The 17762-nt window shown below is 68.7% G+C and carries 15 protein-coding genes and 2 pseudogenes; 12 read left to right on the forward strand and 5 right to left on the reverse strand.

The window, feature by feature from the left end:
- The 11 genes and pseudogenes from LRR16_RS17450 to hutG all read left to right on the forward strand — a co-directional run.
- Positions 1-491: pseudogene (locus LRR16_RS17450) on the forward strand (SDR family NAD(P)-dependent oxidoreductase); the annotation flags it as partial.
- A gap of 448 nt (positions 492-939) precedes the next feature.
- Positions 940-1905 (forward strand): ABC transporter substrate-binding protein, encoded by a 966-nt coding sequence (locus tag LRR16_RS17455; protein ID WP_370646843.1) that lies wholly within the window; start codon positions 940-942, stop codon positions 1903-1905.
- A gap of 15 nt (positions 1906-1920) precedes the next feature.
- Positions 1921-2805 carry an ABC transporter permease gene (locus LRR16_RS17460; RefSeq protein ID WP_370646844.1) on the forward strand — a complete coding sequence of 295 codons (885 nt, stop codon included), beginning with the start codon at positions 1921-1923 and terminating at the stop codon, positions 2803-2805.
- A complete protein-coding gene (locus tag LRR16_RS17465) occupies positions 2802-3581 on the forward strand; it encodes an ABC transporter ATP-binding protein (protein WP_006579257.1) in 780 nt (259 codons plus the stop codon). Before LRR16_RS17460 ends, LRR16_RS17465 begins: the two co-directional genes overlap by 4 nt.
- 100 nt (positions 3582-3681) lie before the next feature.
- Positions 3682-4479: a histidine utilization repressor gene (hutC, locus tag LRR16_RS17470; RefSeq protein WP_232206677.1), complete on the forward strand. Its 798-nt coding sequence runs from the start codon at positions 3682-3684 to the stop codon at positions 4477-4479.
- A gap of 116 nt (positions 4480-4595) precedes the next feature.
- Positions 4596-6185, forward strand: coding sequence for a histidine ammonia-lyase (gene hutH, locus LRR16_RS17475; protein WP_232206678.1), 1590 nt, complete (start codon positions 4596-4598; stop codon positions 6183-6185).
- A gap of 86 nt (positions 6186-6271) precedes the next feature.
- Positions 6272-7972 carry a urocanate hydratase gene (hutU, locus tag LRR16_RS17480; protein ID WP_232206679.1) on the forward strand — a complete coding sequence of 567 codons (1701 nt, stop codon included), beginning with the start codon at positions 6272-6274 and terminating at the stop codon, positions 7970-7972.
- Positions 7969-8625, forward strand: a complete 657-nt coding sequence (locus LRR16_RS17485; RefSeq protein ID WP_232206680.1) for a HutD family protein — start codon at positions 7969-7971, stop codon at positions 8623-8625. The genes hutU and LRR16_RS17485 overlap by 4 nt, the downstream gene beginning before the upstream one ends.
- A complete protein-coding gene (gene hutI, locus LRR16_RS17490; RefSeq protein ID WP_232206681.1) occupies positions 8622-9902 on the forward strand; it encodes an imidazolonepropionase in 1281 nt (426 codons plus the stop codon). The genes LRR16_RS17485 and hutI overlap by 4 nt, the downstream gene beginning before the upstream one ends.
- Positions 9899-11290, forward strand: a complete 1392-nt coding sequence (locus LRR16_RS17495; RefSeq protein ID WP_232206682.1) for a formimidoylglutamate deiminase — start codon at positions 9899-9901, stop codon at positions 11288-11290. Before hutI ends, LRR16_RS17495 begins: the two co-directional genes overlap by 4 nt.
- A 121-nt stretch (positions 11291-11411) precedes the next feature.
- Positions 11412-12227: an N-formylglutamate deformylase gene (gene hutG / locus LRR16_RS17500; protein ID WP_064576491.1), complete on the forward strand. Its 816-nt coding sequence runs from the start codon at positions 11412-11414 to the stop codon at positions 12225-12227.
- A gap of 82 nt (positions 12228-12309) precedes the next feature.
- Here hutG and LRR16_RS17505 read toward each other — a convergent pair whose 3' ends face one another.
- The 3 genes from LRR16_RS17505 to LRR16_RS17515 form a co-directional block, all read right to left on the reverse strand.
- Positions 12310-13074: a M48 family metallopeptidase gene (locus LRR16_RS17505; RefSeq protein WP_304524543.1), complete on the reverse strand. Its 765-nt coding sequence runs from the start codon at positions 13072-13074 to the stop codon at positions 12310-12312.
- Positions 13075-13250: 176 nt separating this feature from the next.
- Positions 13251-13907: an oxygen-insensitive NAD(P)H nitroreductase gene (gene nfsB, locus LRR16_RS17510; RefSeq protein WP_064576489.1), complete on the reverse strand. Its 657-nt coding sequence runs from the start codon at positions 13905-13907 to the stop codon at positions 13251-13253.
- Positions 13908-13970: 63 nt separating this feature from the next.
- Complete coding sequence (locus tag LRR16_RS17515) at positions 13971-14978, reverse strand: zinc-binding alcohol dehydrogenase family protein (protein ID WP_064576488.1); 1008 nt, start codon at positions 14976-14978, stop codon at positions 13971-13973.
- Positions 14979-15092: 114 nt separating this feature from the next.
- Between LRR16_RS17515 and LRR16_RS17520 the strand changes: the two genes are divergently transcribed.
- Positions 15093-16013 (forward strand): LysR family transcriptional regulator, encoded by a 921-nt coding sequence (locus tag LRR16_RS17520; RefSeq protein ID WP_232206683.1) that lies wholly within the window; start codon positions 15093-15095, stop codon positions 16011-16013.
- 35 nt (positions 16014-16048) lie between these two features.
- Here the strand turns inward: LRR16_RS17520 and LRR16_RS17525 are convergent.
- Together LRR16_RS17525 and LRR16_RS17530 are read right to left on the reverse strand one after the other, a co-directional pair.
- Positions 16049-16710, reverse strand: a pseudogene (locus LRR16_RS17525) (DUF4172 domain-containing protein).
- A gap of 67 nt (positions 16711-16777) precedes the next feature.
- Complete coding sequence (locus LRR16_RS17530) at positions 16778-17731, reverse strand: LysR family transcriptional regulator (RefSeq protein ID WP_064576487.1); 954 nt, start codon at positions 17729-17731, stop codon at positions 16778-16780.
- Between the last annotated feature and the right edge of the window lie 31 nt (positions 17732-17762).

Raw genomic sequence — 17762 nt, forward strand, 5'->3', positions numbered from 1 at the left:
GGCCGCAGACCGCGCGGGCACGCCGCCGCGTCGCTGCCGAGCGGGCGGTGCGGGCCTTCGGCCGTGCCAGTGGCTGGCGCGCCGGCATCGTGCGGATTCCCGGCATCTACGCCGCGGACCGCCTGCCAGTGGCGCGCCTGCTCAAGGGCACGCCGGCGCTGGTGCCCGAGGACGACGTCTACACCAACCACATCCACGCCGACGACCTGGCGCGCGCGATGATCGCCGCGCTGCTGCGCGGCAGGCCGCAGCGCGTCGTCCATGCCAGCGACGACAGCGAACTGCGGATGGCCGACTATTTCGATCTGGTGGCCGACCGCCGCGGGCTGCCGCGGCCGCCCCGGCTGTCGCGCCAGCAGATCCGCGAGGCCGTGGAGCCGGCGCTGCTGAGCTTCATGAGCGAATCGCGCCGGCTCGACAACGCGCGGCTCAAGCGCGAGCTGCGGCTGCGGCTGCGCTATCCGACGGTTCACCACTTCTTCGAAACCTGATCCGCTCCGGGCGCCTGGAGCCCTTTGAAGCCATCGCGCCGCCGCGATGGCATGGCGATTGCGTCATTCCGCTTCGCTAACCTGTCTATACAGCATATTGGGGCACGATGCCCGCAGGCCGTGCCGGAACGTCACCACGATGGTGCGAAACAACCGTTGCCAAGGCCTCCGCCGATGCCGCCGTTCCATCCGCCTGCCCGTCATCGCTTTCCCTATCAGGGTTTGCGAGGAGCGTCCGGAATTCGGCACGGTCATTGGCGGCGTCTTTCCGGAAGGGCGAAGCCGGGATCTTTCGTCTCCTTGACTTGTATATACAGGATTGCTACATTGCCCGGAAACCGACCGGCGCCCCGACCGAGGACGCCGGCACGACCCGGGCGGGCCCGCCAGCCGGCGGCGCCGTTCGCGACACCAAAGGAGCCAGACAGTGCAGATGCAGAAGCGGAAGTTGGGGAATCAAGGGGGCGCCGGCCGTGCGCTCGGTTGGCTGGCCACGCTGGCGCTCGCCGCCGGGGCCGGCGCGGCGCAGGCCCAGACCACCAAGGTGGCGCTGGGCATGAGCGGCTGGACCGGCTTCGCGCCGCTGACGCTGGCCGCCAAGGCCGGCATCTTCGAGAAGCACGGCGTCGAGGTCGACATCAAGATGATTCCGCAGAAGGACCGCCATCTGGCGCTGGCCTCGGGCGCGATCCAGTGCGCGGCGACCACGGTGGAAACGCATGTGGCCTGGAACGCCAACGGCGTGCCGATCACGCAGATCGTGCAGCTCGACAAGTCCTACGGCGCCGACGGATTGGCGGTGCGCAGCGACGTCAAGTCCTTCGCCGACCTGAAGGGCAAGACCATCGGCGTCGATGCGCCGGGCACCGCGCCGTATTTCGGGCTGGCGTGGATGCTGAAGAAGAACGGCATGACCATCAAGGACGTCAAGACCACCACGCTGTCGCCGCAGGCGGCCGCGCAGGCCTTCGTCTCGGGCCAGAACGATGCGGCGATGACCTACGAGCCGTACCTGTCGACGGTGCGGCAGAACCCGGACAAGGGCAAGATCCTCGCGACCACGCTCGACTATCCGATGGTGATGGACACGCTCGGCTGCACCCCGAAATGGTTGAAGGACAACCCGAAGGCCGCGCAGGCGCTGGTCGACGGCTACTTCGAAGCATTGGAGATGATTCGCAAGGACCCGGCCAAGTCCAACGAGATCATGGGCGCCGCGGTCAAGCAGACCGCCGAGCAGTTCGCCAAGTCCGCCTCGTATCTGCGCTGGCAGGACCGCGAGGCCAATCGCAAGTTCTTCGCCGGCGAGCTGGCGGAGTTCAGCAAGGAAGCCGCCGCGGTGCTGCTCGACGTCGGCGTGATCCGCAAGGTGCCGGACGTGACCGCCCTGTATGACCCGCGGTTCATCCGCTAAGCGCCGGGAGCCGCGATGACACAACCGTTGCACGCCGATTCGCTGCGGGCCGTCGCGCCCGACAGCCCGGCGCCCGCCAGGACGATGCCGGCCGCGCCGCGTGCGCGCCGGACCCATCCGTGGCTGACGCCGCTGACCCCGGTCTCGCCGCCCACCCGCTGGGTGCTGGGCCTGGGCTTCTTCGTGCTGTTCTTCGCCGTCTGGGGCGCGGTGACGCTGGGCGGCCTGGTGCCGCCGACCTTCCTCGCCGATCCGATGACGATGGCGCGCGAGGCGTGGCTGCTGTTTACCGAGTATGGCTTTCTCGGCGACATCGGCATGACCGTCTGGCGCGTGCTGGGCGGCTTCGTGCTGGCCGCCGTGCTGGCGGTGCCGCTGGGCATCCTGATGGGCGCCTACAAGGCGGCCGAAGCCTTCTTCGAGCCCTTCGTCTCGTTCTGCCGCTACCTGCCGGCCTCGGCCTTCATTCCGCTGCTGATCCTGTGGGCTGGCATTGGCGAGACGCAGAAGCTGCTGGTGATCTTCATCGGCTCGTTCTTCCAGATCGTGCTGATGGTGGCCGTCACCGTGGGCGGCGCGCGCCGCGACCTGGTCGAGGCGGCCTATACGCTCGGCGCCAACAGCGCCGGCATCGTCAAGCGCGTGCTGATTCCCGGCGCCGCGCCCGGCATCGCCGAAATCCTGCGGCTGGTGCTCGGCTGGGCCTGGACCTATGTGATCGTCGCCGAGCTGATCGGCTCGTCGTCCGGCATCGGCCACATGATCACCGACAGCCAGGCGCTGCTCAATACCGGGCAGATCATCTTCGGCATCATCGTGATCGGCTGCATCGGCCTCGTCTCTGACCTGCTGTTCAAGCTCGCCAACCAGCGGCTGTTTCCGTGGAGCACCATTCAATGAGCGCGCTGTCGATCCAGCAGGTGTCGCGCACCTTCGTCAATCCGCGCGGCGGCCAGACCCAGGCCTTGCTGCCGGTGGACTTCGAGGTCCGCGAGAACGACTTCGTCACCATCCTCGGGCCTTCGGGTTGCGGCAAATCGACGTTGCTGCGCATCGTCGCCGGCCTCGACTCGCCGACCTCGGGCCGCGTGCTGCTCGACGGCGAGCCGGTCACCGGACCCGGCGCCGACCGCGGCATGGTGTTCCAGTCCTATACGCTGTTCCCGTGGCTGACGATCGAGCAGAACGTCCGCTTCGGCCTGCGCGAGCGCGGCATGAGCGTGGCGGAGCAGCGCGAGCGCAGCGATTTCTTCATCGCGCGCGTGGGCCTGCGCGGCTTCGAGCATCACTATCCGAAGCAGCTGTCGGGCGGCATGCAGCAGCGCACCGCGATTGCGCGGGCGCTGGCCAACGATCCGAAGATCCTGCTGCTCGACGAACCGTTCGGCGCGCTCGACAACCAGACCCGCGTGCTGATGCAGGAGCTGCTGCTCGGCATCTGGGAAAGCGCGCGCAAGACGGTGTTGTTTGTCACGCACGATATCGACGAGGCGATCTTCATGGCCAACCGGGTTGCGGTATTCTCTGCGCGGCCCGGACGGATCAAGACCGAAATCGCCGTCGACTTCGCCCATCCGCGGCACTACACGATCAAGACGTCGCCGGAGTTCTCGGCGTTGAAGGCGCGGCTGACCGAAGAGATCCGTGCCGAGGCGATGGCCTCGGCCGAGCATTGAGCCGGCCCATGATGTCCACCCGCCCGCGCACCGACACGCCCACCGACACGCCCACCGACACGCCCGCCGACGCGCGCGTCGACCCACGCAACCTCTGACCATGACCGTAGAAGCCGGCACCCGCCGCCCCGCCAACCGCCCCGACGCCAACGGCCACCGCCCGTCGCCCGATGCCACGCCGACCGCGCTGTACCAGCAGGTCAAGGAGTACATCGCGCGCCAGATCCAGAGCGGCGCCTGGCAGCCGGGCGATCGTGTGCCGTCGGAGCAGGAGCTGGTCAACCGCTTCGCCGTGTCGCGGATGACGGTCAACCGCGCGCTGCGCGAGCTCGCCGAGCAGGGCAGGGTGGTGCGGGTCGCGGGCGTCGGTACCTTCGTCGCGGAACACAAGCCGCAGTCGACGCTGCTGTCGGTCGTCAACCTGCAGGACGAGATCCGCATGCGCGGGCACGACTACGCCTGCGACGTGATCCTTGTCGAGCGCGCCTCGGCCTCGATCGAGGTGGCGGCGGCGCTCGACCTGCGCACCGGCGAGTCGGTCTTCCATTCGGTGTGCGTGCATCGCGAGGACGGCGTGCCGGTGCAGTTGGAGGACCGCTACGTCAATCCGCGCGTGGCGCCCGATTTCATCAACCAGGACTTCAGCGGCGTCAAGCCGGGCGAGTATCTGCTGCGGCACGTGCCGTACGACCAGGTCGAGCACGTGGTCGACGCGGTCGCGGCGACGCCCGAGCAGGCCAGCCAGCTGGAGATGCCGGTGACCCAACCCTGCCTGCTGCTGACGCGGCGCACCTGGACCGCCGGCACGCCGGTGACCTTCGTGCGCTGCCTGCATCCGGGCAATCGCTATCGGCTCGGCAGCCGTTTCCGTGCCGATGGCAATCCGGCGTTCGGCTAGCGCCGGACCTTGCGGCCCGGTGGCGCTTCCCACCGTACGCTGCCGAACCTGACTTCGATCTCGATTCGACCTAAGCTGATTCAAGCCGTACCAAGCTGTATAGACAGGACCATACAATGACAACGCCACACTCCGCTTCCCAATCGACCCAGGCGCATCCCACGCTGACCCTGCATCCCGGTCAGGTTTCCCTCGCCGAACTGCGCCGCATCTACCGCGGCGAGGTCCGGCTCGCGATGGCGGATTCCGCCTGGGCCGACGTGCGCGCCGCCCAGGCCACCGTGCAGCAGATCGTCGACACCGACGCGGTCGTCTACGGCATCAACACCGGCTTCGGCAAGCTGGCCAACACGCGCATCCCGCACGACAAGCTGGCCGAGCTGCAGCGCAACCTGGTGCTGTCGCACAGCGTCGGTACCGGCCGCGATCTGCCCGCCGATACGGTGCGCCTGATCCTCGCGACCAAGGCGGTCAGCCTGGCGCGCGGCCATTCGGGCGTGCGTCCGGAACTGATCGAGGCGCTGCTGGCGCTGGCCAACCACGGCGTCACGCCGTGCATTCCGGCCAAGGGCTCGGTGGGCGCCTCGGGCGACCTCGCGCCGCTGGCGCATCTGTCGTGCACGCTGATCGGCGTCGGCGAGGCCATCGTCGATGGCCGCCGCCTGCCGGCGGTCGAGGCGCTGGCGCATGCCGGCCTGAAGCCGTTCGAGCTCGGGCCGAAGGAAGGACTGGCGCTGCTGAACGGCACCCAGGTATCGACGGCGCTGGCACTGGCGGGCCTGTTCGCCGCCGAAGACGCGTTCGCTGCGGGCCTGGTGGCGGGCGCGCTGTCGCTCGAGGCGATCAAGGGCTCGGTCAAGCCGTTCGACGCCCGCATCCACGCCGCGCGCGGCCAGGCCGGCCAGATCGCGGTCGCCGGCGCGGTGCGCGAGCTGCTGGCGGGCAGCGAGATCGTCGACTCGCACCGCGAGTGCGGTCGCGTGCAGGACCCGTATTCGATCCGCTGCCAGCCGCAGGTGATGGGCGCCTGCCTGGACAACCTGCGCCACGCGGCGCGCGTGCTGCAGATCGAGGCCAATGCCGCGTCGGACAACCCGCTGGTGTTTTCCGAGCAGGGCGACGTGGTGTCCGGCGGCAACTTCCACGCCGAGCCGGTGGCGTTCGCCGCCGACATCATCGCGCTGGCGCTGGCCGAGATCGGCGCGATTTCCGAGCGCCGCCTGGCGCTGCTGCTCGACACCGGCCTGTCGGGCCTGCCGCCGTTCCTGGTGCGCGACGGCGGCCTGCATTCGGGCTTCATGATCGCGCAGGTCACCGCCGCCGCGCTGGCCTCCGAGAACAAGTCGCTGGCCCATCCGTCCAGCGTCGACAGCCTGCCGACCTCCGCCAACCAGGAGGACCACGTGTCGATGGCGACCTACGGCGCGCGCCGGCTCGGCGACATGGCGGAGAACACCGCCGTCGTGGTCGGCATCGAGGCGATGGCCGCCGCGCAGGGCATCGAATTCCACCGGCCGCTGAAGTCCTCGCCGCTGATCGAGACCGAACTGGCCCGCATCCGCGAGCGCGTCGATTTCGTCGAGGTCGACCGCTATCTGGCGCCCGATATCGAGGCGATGAAGCAATGGGTGCTGCAGGGCGACGCCGGCGCGGGCTGGCCGCAGGCCGTGCGCGCCGTGCTGCCGGCGCAGGGCGAAGCGGGCTGACGCGGGCGCCCGCAAACCGAAGCCGCCCGACACCACGGACCGAAACACCACCGAACGAGACACCAGCAAAGCAGGAGAACCCGAACATGAACGCCAACGAACAGCAATTCCTCGCACGCGGCCAGCGCGAAATCCGCGCGCCGCGCGGCACCGAGCTGCACTGCAAGAACTGGCTGATCGAAGCCGCCTATCGCATGATCCAGAACAACCTGGACCCGGACGTCGCCGAGCGGCCGCAGGACCTGGTGGTCTACGGCGGCATCGGCAAGGCCGCGCGCAACTGGGAATGCTTCGACGCGATCCTCGACAGCCTGCGCCGCCTGGGCGAGGACGAATCGCTGCTGGTGCAGTCCGGCAAGCCGGTCGGCGTGTTCCGCACGCATGCCGATGCACCGCGCGTGCTGATCGCCAACTCGAACCTGGTGCCGCACTGGGCCAACTGGGACAAGTTCAACGAGCTCGATCGCGCCGGCCTGATGATGTACGGCCAGATGACCGCCGGCTCGTGGATCTACATCGGCACGCAGGGCATCGTGCAGGGCACCTATGAGACCTTCGTCGAGGCGGGCCGCCAGCACTACGGCGGCGACCTGTCCGGCAAGTGGATCCTGACCGCGGGCCTGGGCGGCATGGGCGGCGCGCAGCCGCTGGCCGGCGTGCTGGCCGGCGCTTGCGTGCTGGCGATCGAATGCCAGGAGTCGCGCATCGATTTCCGCATCCGTACGCGCTATCTGGACAAGAAGGCCACCACGCTGGACGAGGCGCTGGCGATGATCGCCGAGGCCACCGCCAGCAAGCAGGCGATCTCGGTGGGCCTGCTCGGCAATGCCGCCGAGACCGTGCCCGAGCTGGTCAAGCGCGCGCAGGCCGGCGGCATGCGGCCCGATATCGTCACCGACCAGACCTCGGCGCACGACCTCGTCAACGGCTATCTGCCGGCCGGCTGGACCGTCGAGCAATGGGAAGCCGCGCGCAAGGCCGATCCGAAGGCGGTGGAAGCCGCGGCGCGCCCGTCGATCGTCGAGCACGTCAAGGCGATGCTCGCCTTCCAGCAGATGGGCGTGCCGACGCTGGACTACGGCAACAACATCCGCCAGGTCGCCTTCGACGAGGGCGTCAAGAACGCCTTCGACTTCCCGGGCTTCGTGCCGGCCTATATCCGTCCGCTGTTCTGCCGCGGCAAGGGCCCGTTCCGCTGGGTCGCGCTGTCCGGCGATCCGGAGGACATTTACAAGACCGACGCCAAGATGAAGGAGCTGTTCCCCGAGGACAAGCACCTGCACCGCTGGCTCGACATGGCGCGCGAGCGCATCGCCTTCCAGGGCCTGCCGGCGCGCATCTGCTGGGTCGGCCTGGACGAGCGCCATCGCGCGGGCCTGGCCTTCAACGAGATGGTCAAGTCCGGCGAGCTGAAGGCGCCGGTGGTGATCGGCCGCGACCATCTGGACTGCGGCTCGGTGGCCTCGCCCAACCGCGAGACCGAGGCGATGAAGGACGGCTCGGATGCCGTCTCCGACTGGCCGCTGCTCAACGCGCTGCTCAATACCGCGGGCGGTGCGACCTGGGTCAGCCTGCACCACGGCGGCGGCGTCGGCATGGGCTTCTCGCAGCATAGCGGCGTGGTGATCGTCTGCGACGGCACCGATGCCGCCGCCCGCCGCATCGAGCGCGTGCTGTGGAACGACCCCGCCACCGGCGTGATGCGCCACGCCGACGCGGGCTACGACATCGCGATCGACTGCGCGCGCGAGAAGGGCCTGAACCTGCCGATGGCCAACCGCGGATGAGCGCGACGCCGTCGCAACCACCGCAACCGGGGCGGCCACGGCGCTTTGCGCTGGCCGAGCTGACGCCGATGCCGTGGAAGAACGGCGGCGGTACCACGCGCGAGATCGCCGCGTGGCCGCCCGCCGCCGGGCTCGACGCGTTCGACTGGCGCCTGAGCATCGCCGATATCGCGGCCGATGGCCCGTTCTCGGCGTTCCCCGGCATCGACCGCCAGATCGTGCTGCTCGATGGCGCCGGCGTGCGCCTGCAAGCGCGCGATGGCAGCTTCGATCATCGTCTGGTGGCGGTCGGCGAGCCGTTCGCCTTTGCCGGCGAAGCCACCGTCGATGCCACGCTGCTGGGCGGACCGACGCGCGACTTCAATGTGATGACGCGGCGCGGCCGCTGCCGCGCGCGTGTGCAGTGCACCGGCGCGGCCATCGACAGCGCCGAGGTCCAGGCAGATACGACGGTCGTGCTCTATGTGCTGGCCGGCCGCTGGCGAAGCGAAGATGCGCGAAGCGCCGACGCCGATGTGCTGGCGGCGGGCAGCGGCTTGTTGCTGCCACCCGGCAGCGCGTTCCGCTGGCTGCCCGAAGATCAGGGCGCCCGCTGCCTCGTCGTCAGGCTGCAATCGACGCAGCCATCCTCCGATAGGGAAACCCAGTCATGACGCAGTCCGCTGAAGAATTCGCTATCGATGCCGGCGTATCGCGTGCGCCGTCGGCCGACGGCGTCTGGCATCGCTGCCATCTGCTGCCGGATGCCGACCCTGCCAACGCCATCCGCGATGCCGCGCTGGTCGTCGAGCAGGGTCGTATTGCTTGGCTCGGCAAGCAGGCCGAGTTGCCCGAGGCTTACCGCAGCCTTCCGTATCACGACGCAAACGGGACATGGGTCACGCCCGGTCTGATCGATTGCCACACGCATCTGGTCTATGGCGGCCAGCGCGCCGACGAATTCGCGATGCGGCTCGCCGGCGCCAGCTACGAGGACATCGCCCGGGCCGGCGGCGGCATCGTCTCCACCGTGCGTGCCACGCGCGCCGCCGACGAAGATGCGCTGTTCGCGCAGGCCGCGACGCGGCTGGCGCCGCTGCTGGCCGAGGGCGTCACCGCGATCGAGATCAAGTCGGGCTATGGACTGGACCTCGCCACCGAGCGCAAGCAGTTGCGCGTCGCGCGGCGGCTCGGCCAGGCGTTCGGCGTGGCGGTGCATACGACCTTCCTCGGCGCGCATGCCCTGCCGCCCGAATACGCCAATCGCGCCGACGACTACATCGCGCTGGTCTGCGACACGATGCTGCCGGCGCTGGCGCAGGAAGGACTGGTCGATGCGGTCGACGCCTTTTGCGAGGGCATCGGCTTCTCGCCGGCGCAGACCGAGCGCGTGTTCGAGGCCGCGCACCGGCATGGGCTGCCGGTCAAGCTGCATGCCGAACAGCTGAGCAATCTCGGCGGCGCCGCGCTGGCGGCCCGCTATCGCGCCTTGTCGGCCGACCATCTGGAACATCTGGACGAGGCTGGCGTCGCGGCGATGGCCGAGGCGGGGACCGTCGCCGTGCTGCTGCCCGGCGCCTACTATTTCCTGCGCGACACGCATCTGCCGCCGATCGCGCTGCTGCGCCAGTACGGCGTGCCGATCGCGCTGTCGACCGACCATAACCCCGGCACGTCGCCGGTGACCTCGCTGCTGCTGATGCTCAATATGGCCTGCACGCTGTTCCGCATGACGGTGCCCGAGGTGCTCGCCGGCGTCACCACGCACGCCGCGCGCGCGCTCGGCGCCAGCGATCGGCATGGCCTGCTGGCACCGGGACGCGGCGCGGATTTTGCGCTGTGGCGCGTCGATTCGCCGGCCGAGCTGGCCTACTGGTTCGGCCGCAATCCGCTGGCCGCCGTGGTGCGCCAGGCGCGCGTGTTCGCCGGACCCGCAGGAGTGTCGAGATGAGTCCAGTCCCCGATCGAACGCTGTTCGCCGCCGAGGCGCTGCTGCCCGATGGCTGGGCCAGCAACGTGCTGCTGAGCTGGGACGCCGACGGCAAGCTGACCGCCGTGACGCCCAACGCCGCGCCCGCCGCCGACACGCCGCGCGCCGCAGGGCCGGTGCTGCCCGGCATGACCAATCTGCATTCGCACGCCTTCCAGCGCGGCTTCGCCGGCCTGACCGAGTTCCGCTCGGCCGCCGACGATTCGTTCTGGAGCTGGCGCGAGCTGATGTACCGCTTTGCGCTGCGGCTGGCGCCCGAGACGCTGGAGGCGATCGCCACGCAGCTCTATATCGAGATGCTGCGCGCCGGCTATACCAGCGTCTGCGAATTCCACTATGTCCATCACCAGGCCGACGGCACGCCGTACGCCGATCCGGCCGAGATGTCGCTGCGCCTGCTGCGCGCCGCGGAGCGCGCGGGCATCGGCATCACGCTGCTGCCGGTGCTGTACCAGAGCGCGGGCTTCGGCCCCAAGCCGCCGTTGGCCGAACAACGCCGCTTCCTGCACGAGACCGACGCGATGCTGGCGCTGTTGCAGCGGCTGGCACCGGCTTGCACGGGAGCGGCGCGGCTTGGTCTCGCGCCACACTCGCTGCGCGCGGTGCCGCCCGACAGCCTGCGTGCCGCGGTGGCCGGGCTGCATGCGATGGACCCGACCGCGCCGGTGCACATCCATATCGCCGAGCAGCAACGCGAGGTCGACGAATGCCTGGCGTGGTGCGGCACGCGGCCGGTGGACTGGCTGCTGGACCATGCGCCGGTCGACGCGCGCTGGTGCCTGGTGCATGCGACCCATCTGGACTGGGACGAGCGCCGGCGCCTGGCGAATAGCGGCGCGGTGGCCGGCATCTGTCCGACCACCGAAGCCAATCTCGGCGATGGCGTGTTCGATGCCGCGCCCTATCTGGAGCAGGGCGGCGCATGGGGCATCGGCTCGGACAGCCATGTGAGCGTCAGCGTCAGCGAGGAGCTGCGGCTGTTCGAATACGGGCAGCGGCTCGCGCTGCAGAAGCGCAACGTGCTTGCCTCCAGCCGCCATCCGCAGGTGGCCGATCGGCTCTATCTCGATGCGGCGGCCGGCGGTGCGCGGGCGGCGGGACGTGCGGTGGGCGGGCTGGCGGCCGGACAGCAGGCGGACTTCGTCGTGCTGGACGGCAATCATCCGACGCTGGCCGGCCTGCGCGGCGAGCAGGCGCTGGCCGTCCACGTGTTCGCCAATCACGGACATGAGACACTAGCGGAAGTCCGCAGCGCGGGACGCCGCCGCGTGCAGCGCGGCGTCCATGCCTTGCAGGCCGAAGCGGGCGCGGCCTTCGCCAGCGCGCGTGCCAGTCTGCTGGCGCCATGACGGTGACCGTCGATGGCGACTATGCCGCGGCCGCGGACCGCATTCCAGACGAACCCTGATCTCGCCACCGGCAACGCCGCACCGGCTCGCGGCCGGCGGCGATGCCACTCGTAGCAGCAATATGACTTCCTTCTCCACCGATACCCCGGCCTTCACGCTGCAGCGCGGCACGCGCCCGCTGCTGATCTCGATGCCCCATGTGGGTACCTATCTGCCGCCGTCGGTCGCCGACCGGCTGACCGATGAGGCGCGCACCGTGCCGGATACCGACTGGCACATGGACCGGCTCTATGGCTTCGCGCGCGAGCTTGGCGCGTCGGTCCTGATGGCGACGCACTCGCGCTATGTGGTCGACCTGAACCGCCCGCCCGACAACGCCAACCTGTATCCGGGCCAGGACACCACCGGGCTCTGTCCGGTCGATACCTTCGACAAGACGCCGCTGTATGCGAACGGCGTGGGTCCCGACGAAACCGAGATTTTCGCGCGCCGTGACGCGGTCTGGCGTCCCTATCACGATGCGCTGGCCGGCGAACTGGCGCGGCTGCGCGCGGAGCACGGCACGATCGCGCTGTGGGACGCGCATTCGATCCGCTCGGTGCTGCCGCGCTTCTTCGACGGCAAGCTGCCCGACTTCAATCTGGGCACCGCCAACGGCGCCAGCTGCGATGCGGCGCTGGCCGACCAGGTCGCGAAGATTGCCGGCGAAGCGCAGGGCTATACGTCGGTGCTGAACGGACGCTTCAAGGGCGGCTATATCACCCGCCAGTACGGGCAGCCCGCGCAGGGCGTGCATGCGATCCAGCTCGAGCTGTCGCAATGCACCTATATGAGTGAGCAATATCCGTTTGACTACGACGAAGCGCTGGCGGGCAAGCTGCAGCCGACGCTGCGGCGGATGCTCGAGGCCGTGCTGGCCTTCGTCGAGGCGCGTTGATGGCGCGCTGATGGCGTGCCGATGGCGTGCTGGCATCGGCAAAACAGAGACGGCGCATGCCGTCTCTGTTCTCGCGCCAACGTCATTTCCCGCTGCGCAGCCGCTCCTCGATATGCTGGGCGCGCTGCAGCGAACCGGGGTGCGTGCTCAGCATGCTCGATTGCCCGCCGTCGAGCGCAGCCATCTTGCGGAAGGCGGTCACCAGCGCCTCCCGATTGGACTTGTTCTTCGTCAGCAGATCGAAGGAATAGTCGTCCGCCGCGGTTTCCTGCCGCTGCGAGAACTGCGAGTTGACCAGCGTCTCGGCCAGCTCGCCCAACTGCGACGACGACAGCGCATTGAGCGTCGCGCTGCCCGCGGCGCCCAGCACGCCGCGCGCGGCAGCGGTCGCGTAGGCCACCTGCATCGCCGCCTTGGTATGGCCGAGCGCCACGTGGCCGATCTCGTGCCCGACCACGCCGCGCACTTCGTCATCGGTCATCATGTCCATCAGCCCGCTGTAGATCCGCACGCAGCCGTTGGCCATCGCCCAGGCATTCACTTCCTTGGTCTCGTAGACCTTGGCGTCGAGCGGCAGGCCGGTGTTCTGCAGGCCCGCCATGATCTTGGTCAGGCGCTGCCCAAAGGTGCTCGTCGGCGCGGCGATCTTGTTCTTCTTGTCCATCTCGGCGCACGACTGGTCCGACAGCGTCTTGATATTGGCGTCGGACAGCGTCGCGGCGGTGAACAGGCTGCCGCCCGCCTGCGTCAGGCCCTGCATGTCGGCGCCGGCGCATCCGGCGAGCAGGGCGGCCGCGAGGGTCGCGAGCAGGGGGGCCTTGACGCGCAAGGCGGTGCGGCGTGGCATGGCTGGGGTCATGGCGGATCCTCTTGATGCTGGAGAATCCAGCAGCATACGCAGCGCAGCCGCGACCCGGTAGCAGGCGATGTCCGACGTCGCGAAGATCACTCGTCTCGGCAATGGGGCGTCATGTCGCCGCGTACGGCATTTTGGCGGCATGTCGGCGGCATGACCCCATGGCGTTACAGGTACCGAACCACGGTCTCCGCCGGCAAACGGGACTTCGGCAGCGCCGCATTGAAGTCGCTGTCCGCGCGATAGCCAAGGCCGACCAGCACCACGCTGGTGTACCCGGCATCGCGCAGGTTCAGTTCGTCGTCGAGCGCGCCTGCGTCGAATCCTTCCATCGGCGTCGCGTCGATGCCCAGCGTGGCGGCGCCCAGCAGCAGCGTGCCGAGCGCCAGATAGACCTGCTTCTCCATCCAGTGCTGCAGGTCCTTTTGCGTATAGCGATGCAGATCGACGAAGCCTTGCCGGGTCTTGCGCTGGTTCCCGCGCGCCTCGGGCGTCTGGAAGCGGCCGTCGCGCTCCTCCTGGTCGAGGATGACGTCCAGCTGCGCGTCCGGCAGGCCGGTGCGCGCGCACAGCACGATCACGTGCGACGCGTTCTCGATCTTCGGCGCGTTGTAGGCGTAAGGCCCTTGCGCGCCGGCCTTGGCGATGCGCGCCTTCGCCGCGGCGCTGCCCGCGACCACGAAGTGCCACGGCTGCGAGTTGACGGACGAGGGGCTGTAGCGCAGCAGCGTGATCAGCTCCTGCAGATCGCTGTCGGATACCTTGCCGGCAGGATCGAATGCCTTGGTGGTATAGCGGGTGCGGGCGAGATCGGAGAGGGACATGGGCATGCTCTTGATATTGGTATGTCGTGTGTGTCTGTTGTCGGGATGAGGAGGCGCCGGTGCTCAGAACCCTTCGAGCACGACCTTGCCGCGCGCGCGGCCGCTTTCGATCAGCGCATGGGCGCGGCGCAGGTTGGCGGCGTTGATCGTGCCGAAGTGTTCGCCGAGCGTGGTGCGGATCGTGCCGGCGTCGATCAGCTGCGCGACGCGGGTCAGCAGTTCGTGCTGGCGGATCATGTCCGGCGTCTCGAACATCGGCCGCGCAAACATGAATTCCCAATGCAGCGACAGCGACTTGCGCTTCATCGGCATCACGTCGAGCGTGGCGGGATCGTCGATCACCGCGAGCTGACCCTGCGGCGCCAGCACGTCGATCAATTGCGGGTAGTGTTGTTCGGTATGGGTCAGGCTGGCCACATGCTCGACCTGCGGCACGCCGATGCGCTCCAGTTCTTCACGCAAGGGCCTGGTGTGGTCGATCACGTGATGGGCGCCGAGCGACGTCACCCAGTCGCGTGTCTCCGGACGCGACGCCGTGCCGATCACGGTCAGGCCGGTCAGCTGGCGCGCGAGCTGGGTCAGGATCGAGCCGACGCCGCCGCCGGCGCCGACGATCAGCAGGTGCTGGCCCGCGCCGCCATGCTCGGGAACGCGCAGCCGGTCGAACAGCAGTTCCCACGCGGTGATCGTCGTCAGCGGCAATGCCGCGGCTTCGGCGTCCGACAGCGAGGCCGGCTTGCGCGCGGCGATGCGTTCGTCGACGAGGCAGTACTCCGCATTGCTGCCGGCACGCGTGATCGAGCCGGCGAAGTAGACGTCGTCGCCCGGCGCGAACAGCGTGACCGCGCTGCCGACGCGGACGACCTTGCCGACCGCGTCCCAGCCCAGCACGCGCATGGCCGCGACCGCGGACGATGCCCGGACCTTGGTATCGACCGGGTTGACTGCGATGGCGCGCACCTGGACCAGCAGGTCGCGCGGACCGGGTTCGGGCGTCGGCAGATCGATGTCGATCAGCGCGGCCGGGTCGTCGATCGGCAGGCCGTGCTGGAGGTAGGCGATGGCTTTCATGTGGGCTCCGTGACTTGAGGAGAGGGTTTGCCTGGTCGGTGCCGCTATCTTGCGCCGTCGCCGCCTATCCGATAAGCGGTAAAATCCGCCAGCACTTTCTCTCGTGGAGTGAAGATGATCCGCCTCGAAGACCTGACCCTGTTCGTGCGCAGCGCCGCCCTCGGCAGCTTTTCCAGCGCCGCGCGCGAGGCCGATCTGCTGCCGGGGCAGGTCAGCGCCGCGGTCAAGCGGCTGGAGCGCGATCTCGATATCCGGCTGTTCGCCCGTTCCACGCGCAGCCTGCGCCTGACCGCCGAGGGCGAGCGCTATCTGCCCTACGCGCAGGAAGTGCTGGCCACGCTGAACGAGGGCCGCGACCGGCTGCGCGGCGATGGCGCCGCACTCAGCGGGCTGCTGCGCGTCACGGCGCCGTCCGACCTCGGCCGCAATGTGCTGCTGCCCTGGATCACCGAATTCCGCCGCGCCCATCCCGACCTGACGCTGCGGCTCTATCTGTCCGACCATGTGACCGACGTCTTCCGCGATCCGATCGATGTCGCGATCCGCTACGGGCGCATCGAGGAGGCCAGCTATGTCGCCTTGCCGCTGGCGCCGGAAAACCGCCGCGTGCTGATCGCCTCGCCGGCCTATCTGGCCCGGCATGGCCGCCCGCAATCGCTTGATGAACTGGCCGCGCATCGCTGCCTGCTGTACCACCTGAGCGGCCGCGTCTACGACAAATGGCCGTTCGAAACCGCGCGGGGCCGACGCCTGGTCGAGGTCAAGGGCAGCCTGTACACCGACGACGCCGACGTGGTCCGCCGCTGGGCGGTGCAGGGCGAGGGCATCGCCTACAAGTCATGGCTCGACGTCTGCGGCGACGTGCAGGCCGGCCGCCTGACCGTGCTGCTGCCGCACGAGCCGGGCGAAAGCACGCCGCTGCAACTGGTCTGCCCGCACCGCAAGCAGTTCTTGCCGGCCGTGCGGCAATTGCAGGCGCTGCTGAAGGAGCGGTGCGCGGCGTTGACTGCGCTGTATGCGGCGGCGGTGGCCTGAGCCGCTTGTCGCTGCCGCGATCGAAAACCGTCGCGTCAGGTCTCTGCCGGCGCGGCTAGCTCGTAGCTCGTGCTGCGGCCACCAGCCGCTGACTTCTGCAGCACGCCGTGTTGCACCAACTCATTGATGTCGCGCAGCGCCGTATCGTTCGAACATTTGCCGATGGCCGCCCATTTCGCGCTCGTCAGCTTGCCCTCGAAGCCGTCCAGCAAGCGGTTCAGCACCTTGATTTTCCGCTCGTTCATCGGCACCGTCGCGGCCCGCTGCCAGAAGCGCGCCTTGAGCAGTACCCGATCCAGTGTCTTGTTGGCCTGCAACACGGCCGCGTGCAACGTCGCGAGAAACCAGGCAAGCCACTGCGTGATATCGAGAGTGCCTTTCTGGGTCCGCTCAAGGATTTCGTAGTAGGCCTTGCGCTCTCGCTGGATTTGCGCGGAGAGGCTATAGAAGCGCTGCGGCGTCCCGTCGGCGCGCGCAAGCAGCAGGTCGCCAATCGCGCGCGCGATGTCTTCACGACGTCTTCGGTCAGGACCGCGAGGCACGCTTCGTTTCTGAAGCCCATGCCGAGATCGGCCAGTCGGCCTAGCAGAAGGCCCTGAGCGTGGGTGGTCTCCGCCATGGGGGTCGCCAGGGCGGCCAGGTCGTACTGCCACCGCGGCCAGTGCGGAGATTGCCAGACGTATTCGCCGTAATTCATGCGGAGATGATGGGTCGTATTTCCCGCACGGTCAAATTTATGACCTAAAAAGCACATAACAAGCGAGCTACGCGGCCTTTCCAATTTTTCCGAGCGACCGTCGCGGCGTCGCCGGTGGGCTCATCACCGCCGACGGCATCAGGTCGGCGATGACCTGCCGCAGCCAGGCATTGGCCGGATCGCGGTGGTAGCGCACGTGCCAATGCTGCTTGACCTCGTAGCGCGGGACCTCGTACGGCAGGGCGAGCAGCCGGATGGGCTCGCGCGACTGCATCACGGCAGCGTAGTGCCGAGGCACCGTGGCGAGCAGTTCGGTCTCGCCGACGATCTGGGCCAGGGCCAGGAAGCTGGGCACGTGCAGGGCGATGCGCGGTGACGCGCCATGACCGGCGAGGGCCTTCTCCAGAATGACGGTGTGGCCAGTGCCCGTGGCGGCCACCGTTGCATGCCGCTCGCGCCGATAGACCGCCTTTGACAGTGTCTTGCCGATGCGAGGATGCGAGCGGCTGGCGATGCAGACAAAGTCCTGCTCGAACAGGGCGCGCTGATAAAAGCCCGCCTCCAGCTGCGGCATGTAGCCCACCGCGACATCGACCGCGCCTTCCTCGAGCCGCCGCGCGCTGTCGGCGGTGATGCGTTCCGCATCGATGTCGATGCCCGGCGCATGGCGCTGCAGGTAATTGAGCAGCCGCGGCAGCAAGGCGATTTCTCCCAGATCCGTCATGCAGATCCGGAAAGAACGCTTCGCCTTGGCGGGATCGAAGGCCGACGCGGTGCGGGCCTGTTCGAGCATCGCGCGGACCTCGCGCAGCACCTTGTGCAGGGCGTCGGCCCGGGGCGTCGGCAATACCCCGCGCGCGGTGCGCGTGAACAGCGGATCGCCATAGTAGGCACGCAAGCGGTTCAGCGCCGTGCTCGCCGCGCCTTGCGTCATGCCGAGCTTGTCCGCCGCGCGCGACACGCTGCCGGCCTTGTAGACCTCGTCGAATACCGCAATCCACTCCAGGTCCAGCGACGCCATCGGATGTCTCCGCACAGGGATATCGAAAAAT

Source organism: Cupriavidus sp. UGS-1 (assembly GCF_021213615.1).
GTDB lineage: Bacteria > Pseudomonadota > Gammaproteobacteria > Burkholderiales > Burkholderiaceae > Cupriavidus.

Excerpts from the sequence above, each read along its gene's own strand:
- LRR16_RS17460 (WP_370646844.1), top strand. The coding sequence starts at position 1,921 with ATGACACAACCGTTGCACGCCGATTCGCTGCGGGCCGTCGCGCCCGAC.
- LRR16_RS17465 (WP_006579257.1), top strand. The coding sequence starts at position 2,802 with ATGAGCGCGCTGTCGATCCAGCAGGTGTCGCGCACCTTCGTCAATCCG.
- hutC (WP_232206677.1), top strand. The coding sequence starts at position 3,682 with ATGACCGTAGAAGCCGGCACCCGCCGCCCCGCCAACCGCCCCGACGCC.
- hutH (WP_232206678.1), top strand. The coding sequence starts at position 4,596 with ATGACAACGCCACACTCCGCTTCCCAATCGACCCAGGCGCATCCCACG.
- hutU (WP_232206679.1), top strand. The coding sequence starts at position 6,272 with ATGAACGCCAACGAACAGCAATTCCTCGCACGCGGCCAGCGCGAAATC.
- LRR16_RS17485 (WP_232206680.1), top strand. The coding sequence starts at position 7,969 with ATGAGCGCGACGCCGTCGCAACCACCGCAACCGGGGCGGCCACGGCGC.
- hutI (WP_232206681.1), top strand. The coding sequence starts at position 8,622 with ATGACGCAGTCCGCTGAAGAATTCGCTATCGATGCCGGCGTATCGCGT.
- LRR16_RS17495 (WP_232206682.1), top strand. The coding sequence starts at position 9,899 with ATGAGTCCAGTCCCCGATCGAACGCTGTTCGCCGCCGAGGCGCTGCTG.
- hutG (WP_064576491.1), top strand. The coding sequence starts at position 11,412 with ATGACTTCCTTCTCCACCGATACCCCGGCCTTCACGCTGCAGCGCGGC.
- LRR16_RS17505 (WP_304524543.1), bottom strand. The coding sequence starts at position 13,074 with ATGCCACGCCGCACCGCCTTGCGCGTCAAGGCCCCCCTGCTCGCGACC.
- nfsB (WP_064576489.1), bottom strand. The coding sequence starts at position 13,907 with ATGTCCCTCTCCGATCTCGCCCGCACCCGCTATACCACCAAGGCATTC.
- LRR16_RS17515 (WP_064576488.1), bottom strand. The coding sequence starts at position 14,978 with ATGAAAGCCATCGCCTACCTCCAGCACGGCCTGCCGATCGACGACCCG.
- LRR16_RS17520 (WP_232206683.1), top strand. The coding sequence starts at position 15,093 with ATGATCCGCCTCGAAGACCTGACCCTGTTCGTGCGCAGCGCCGCCCTC.
- LRR16_RS17530 (WP_064576487.1), bottom strand. The coding sequence starts at position 17,731 with ATGGCGTCGCTGGACCTGGAGTGGATTGCGGTATTCGACGAGGTCTAC.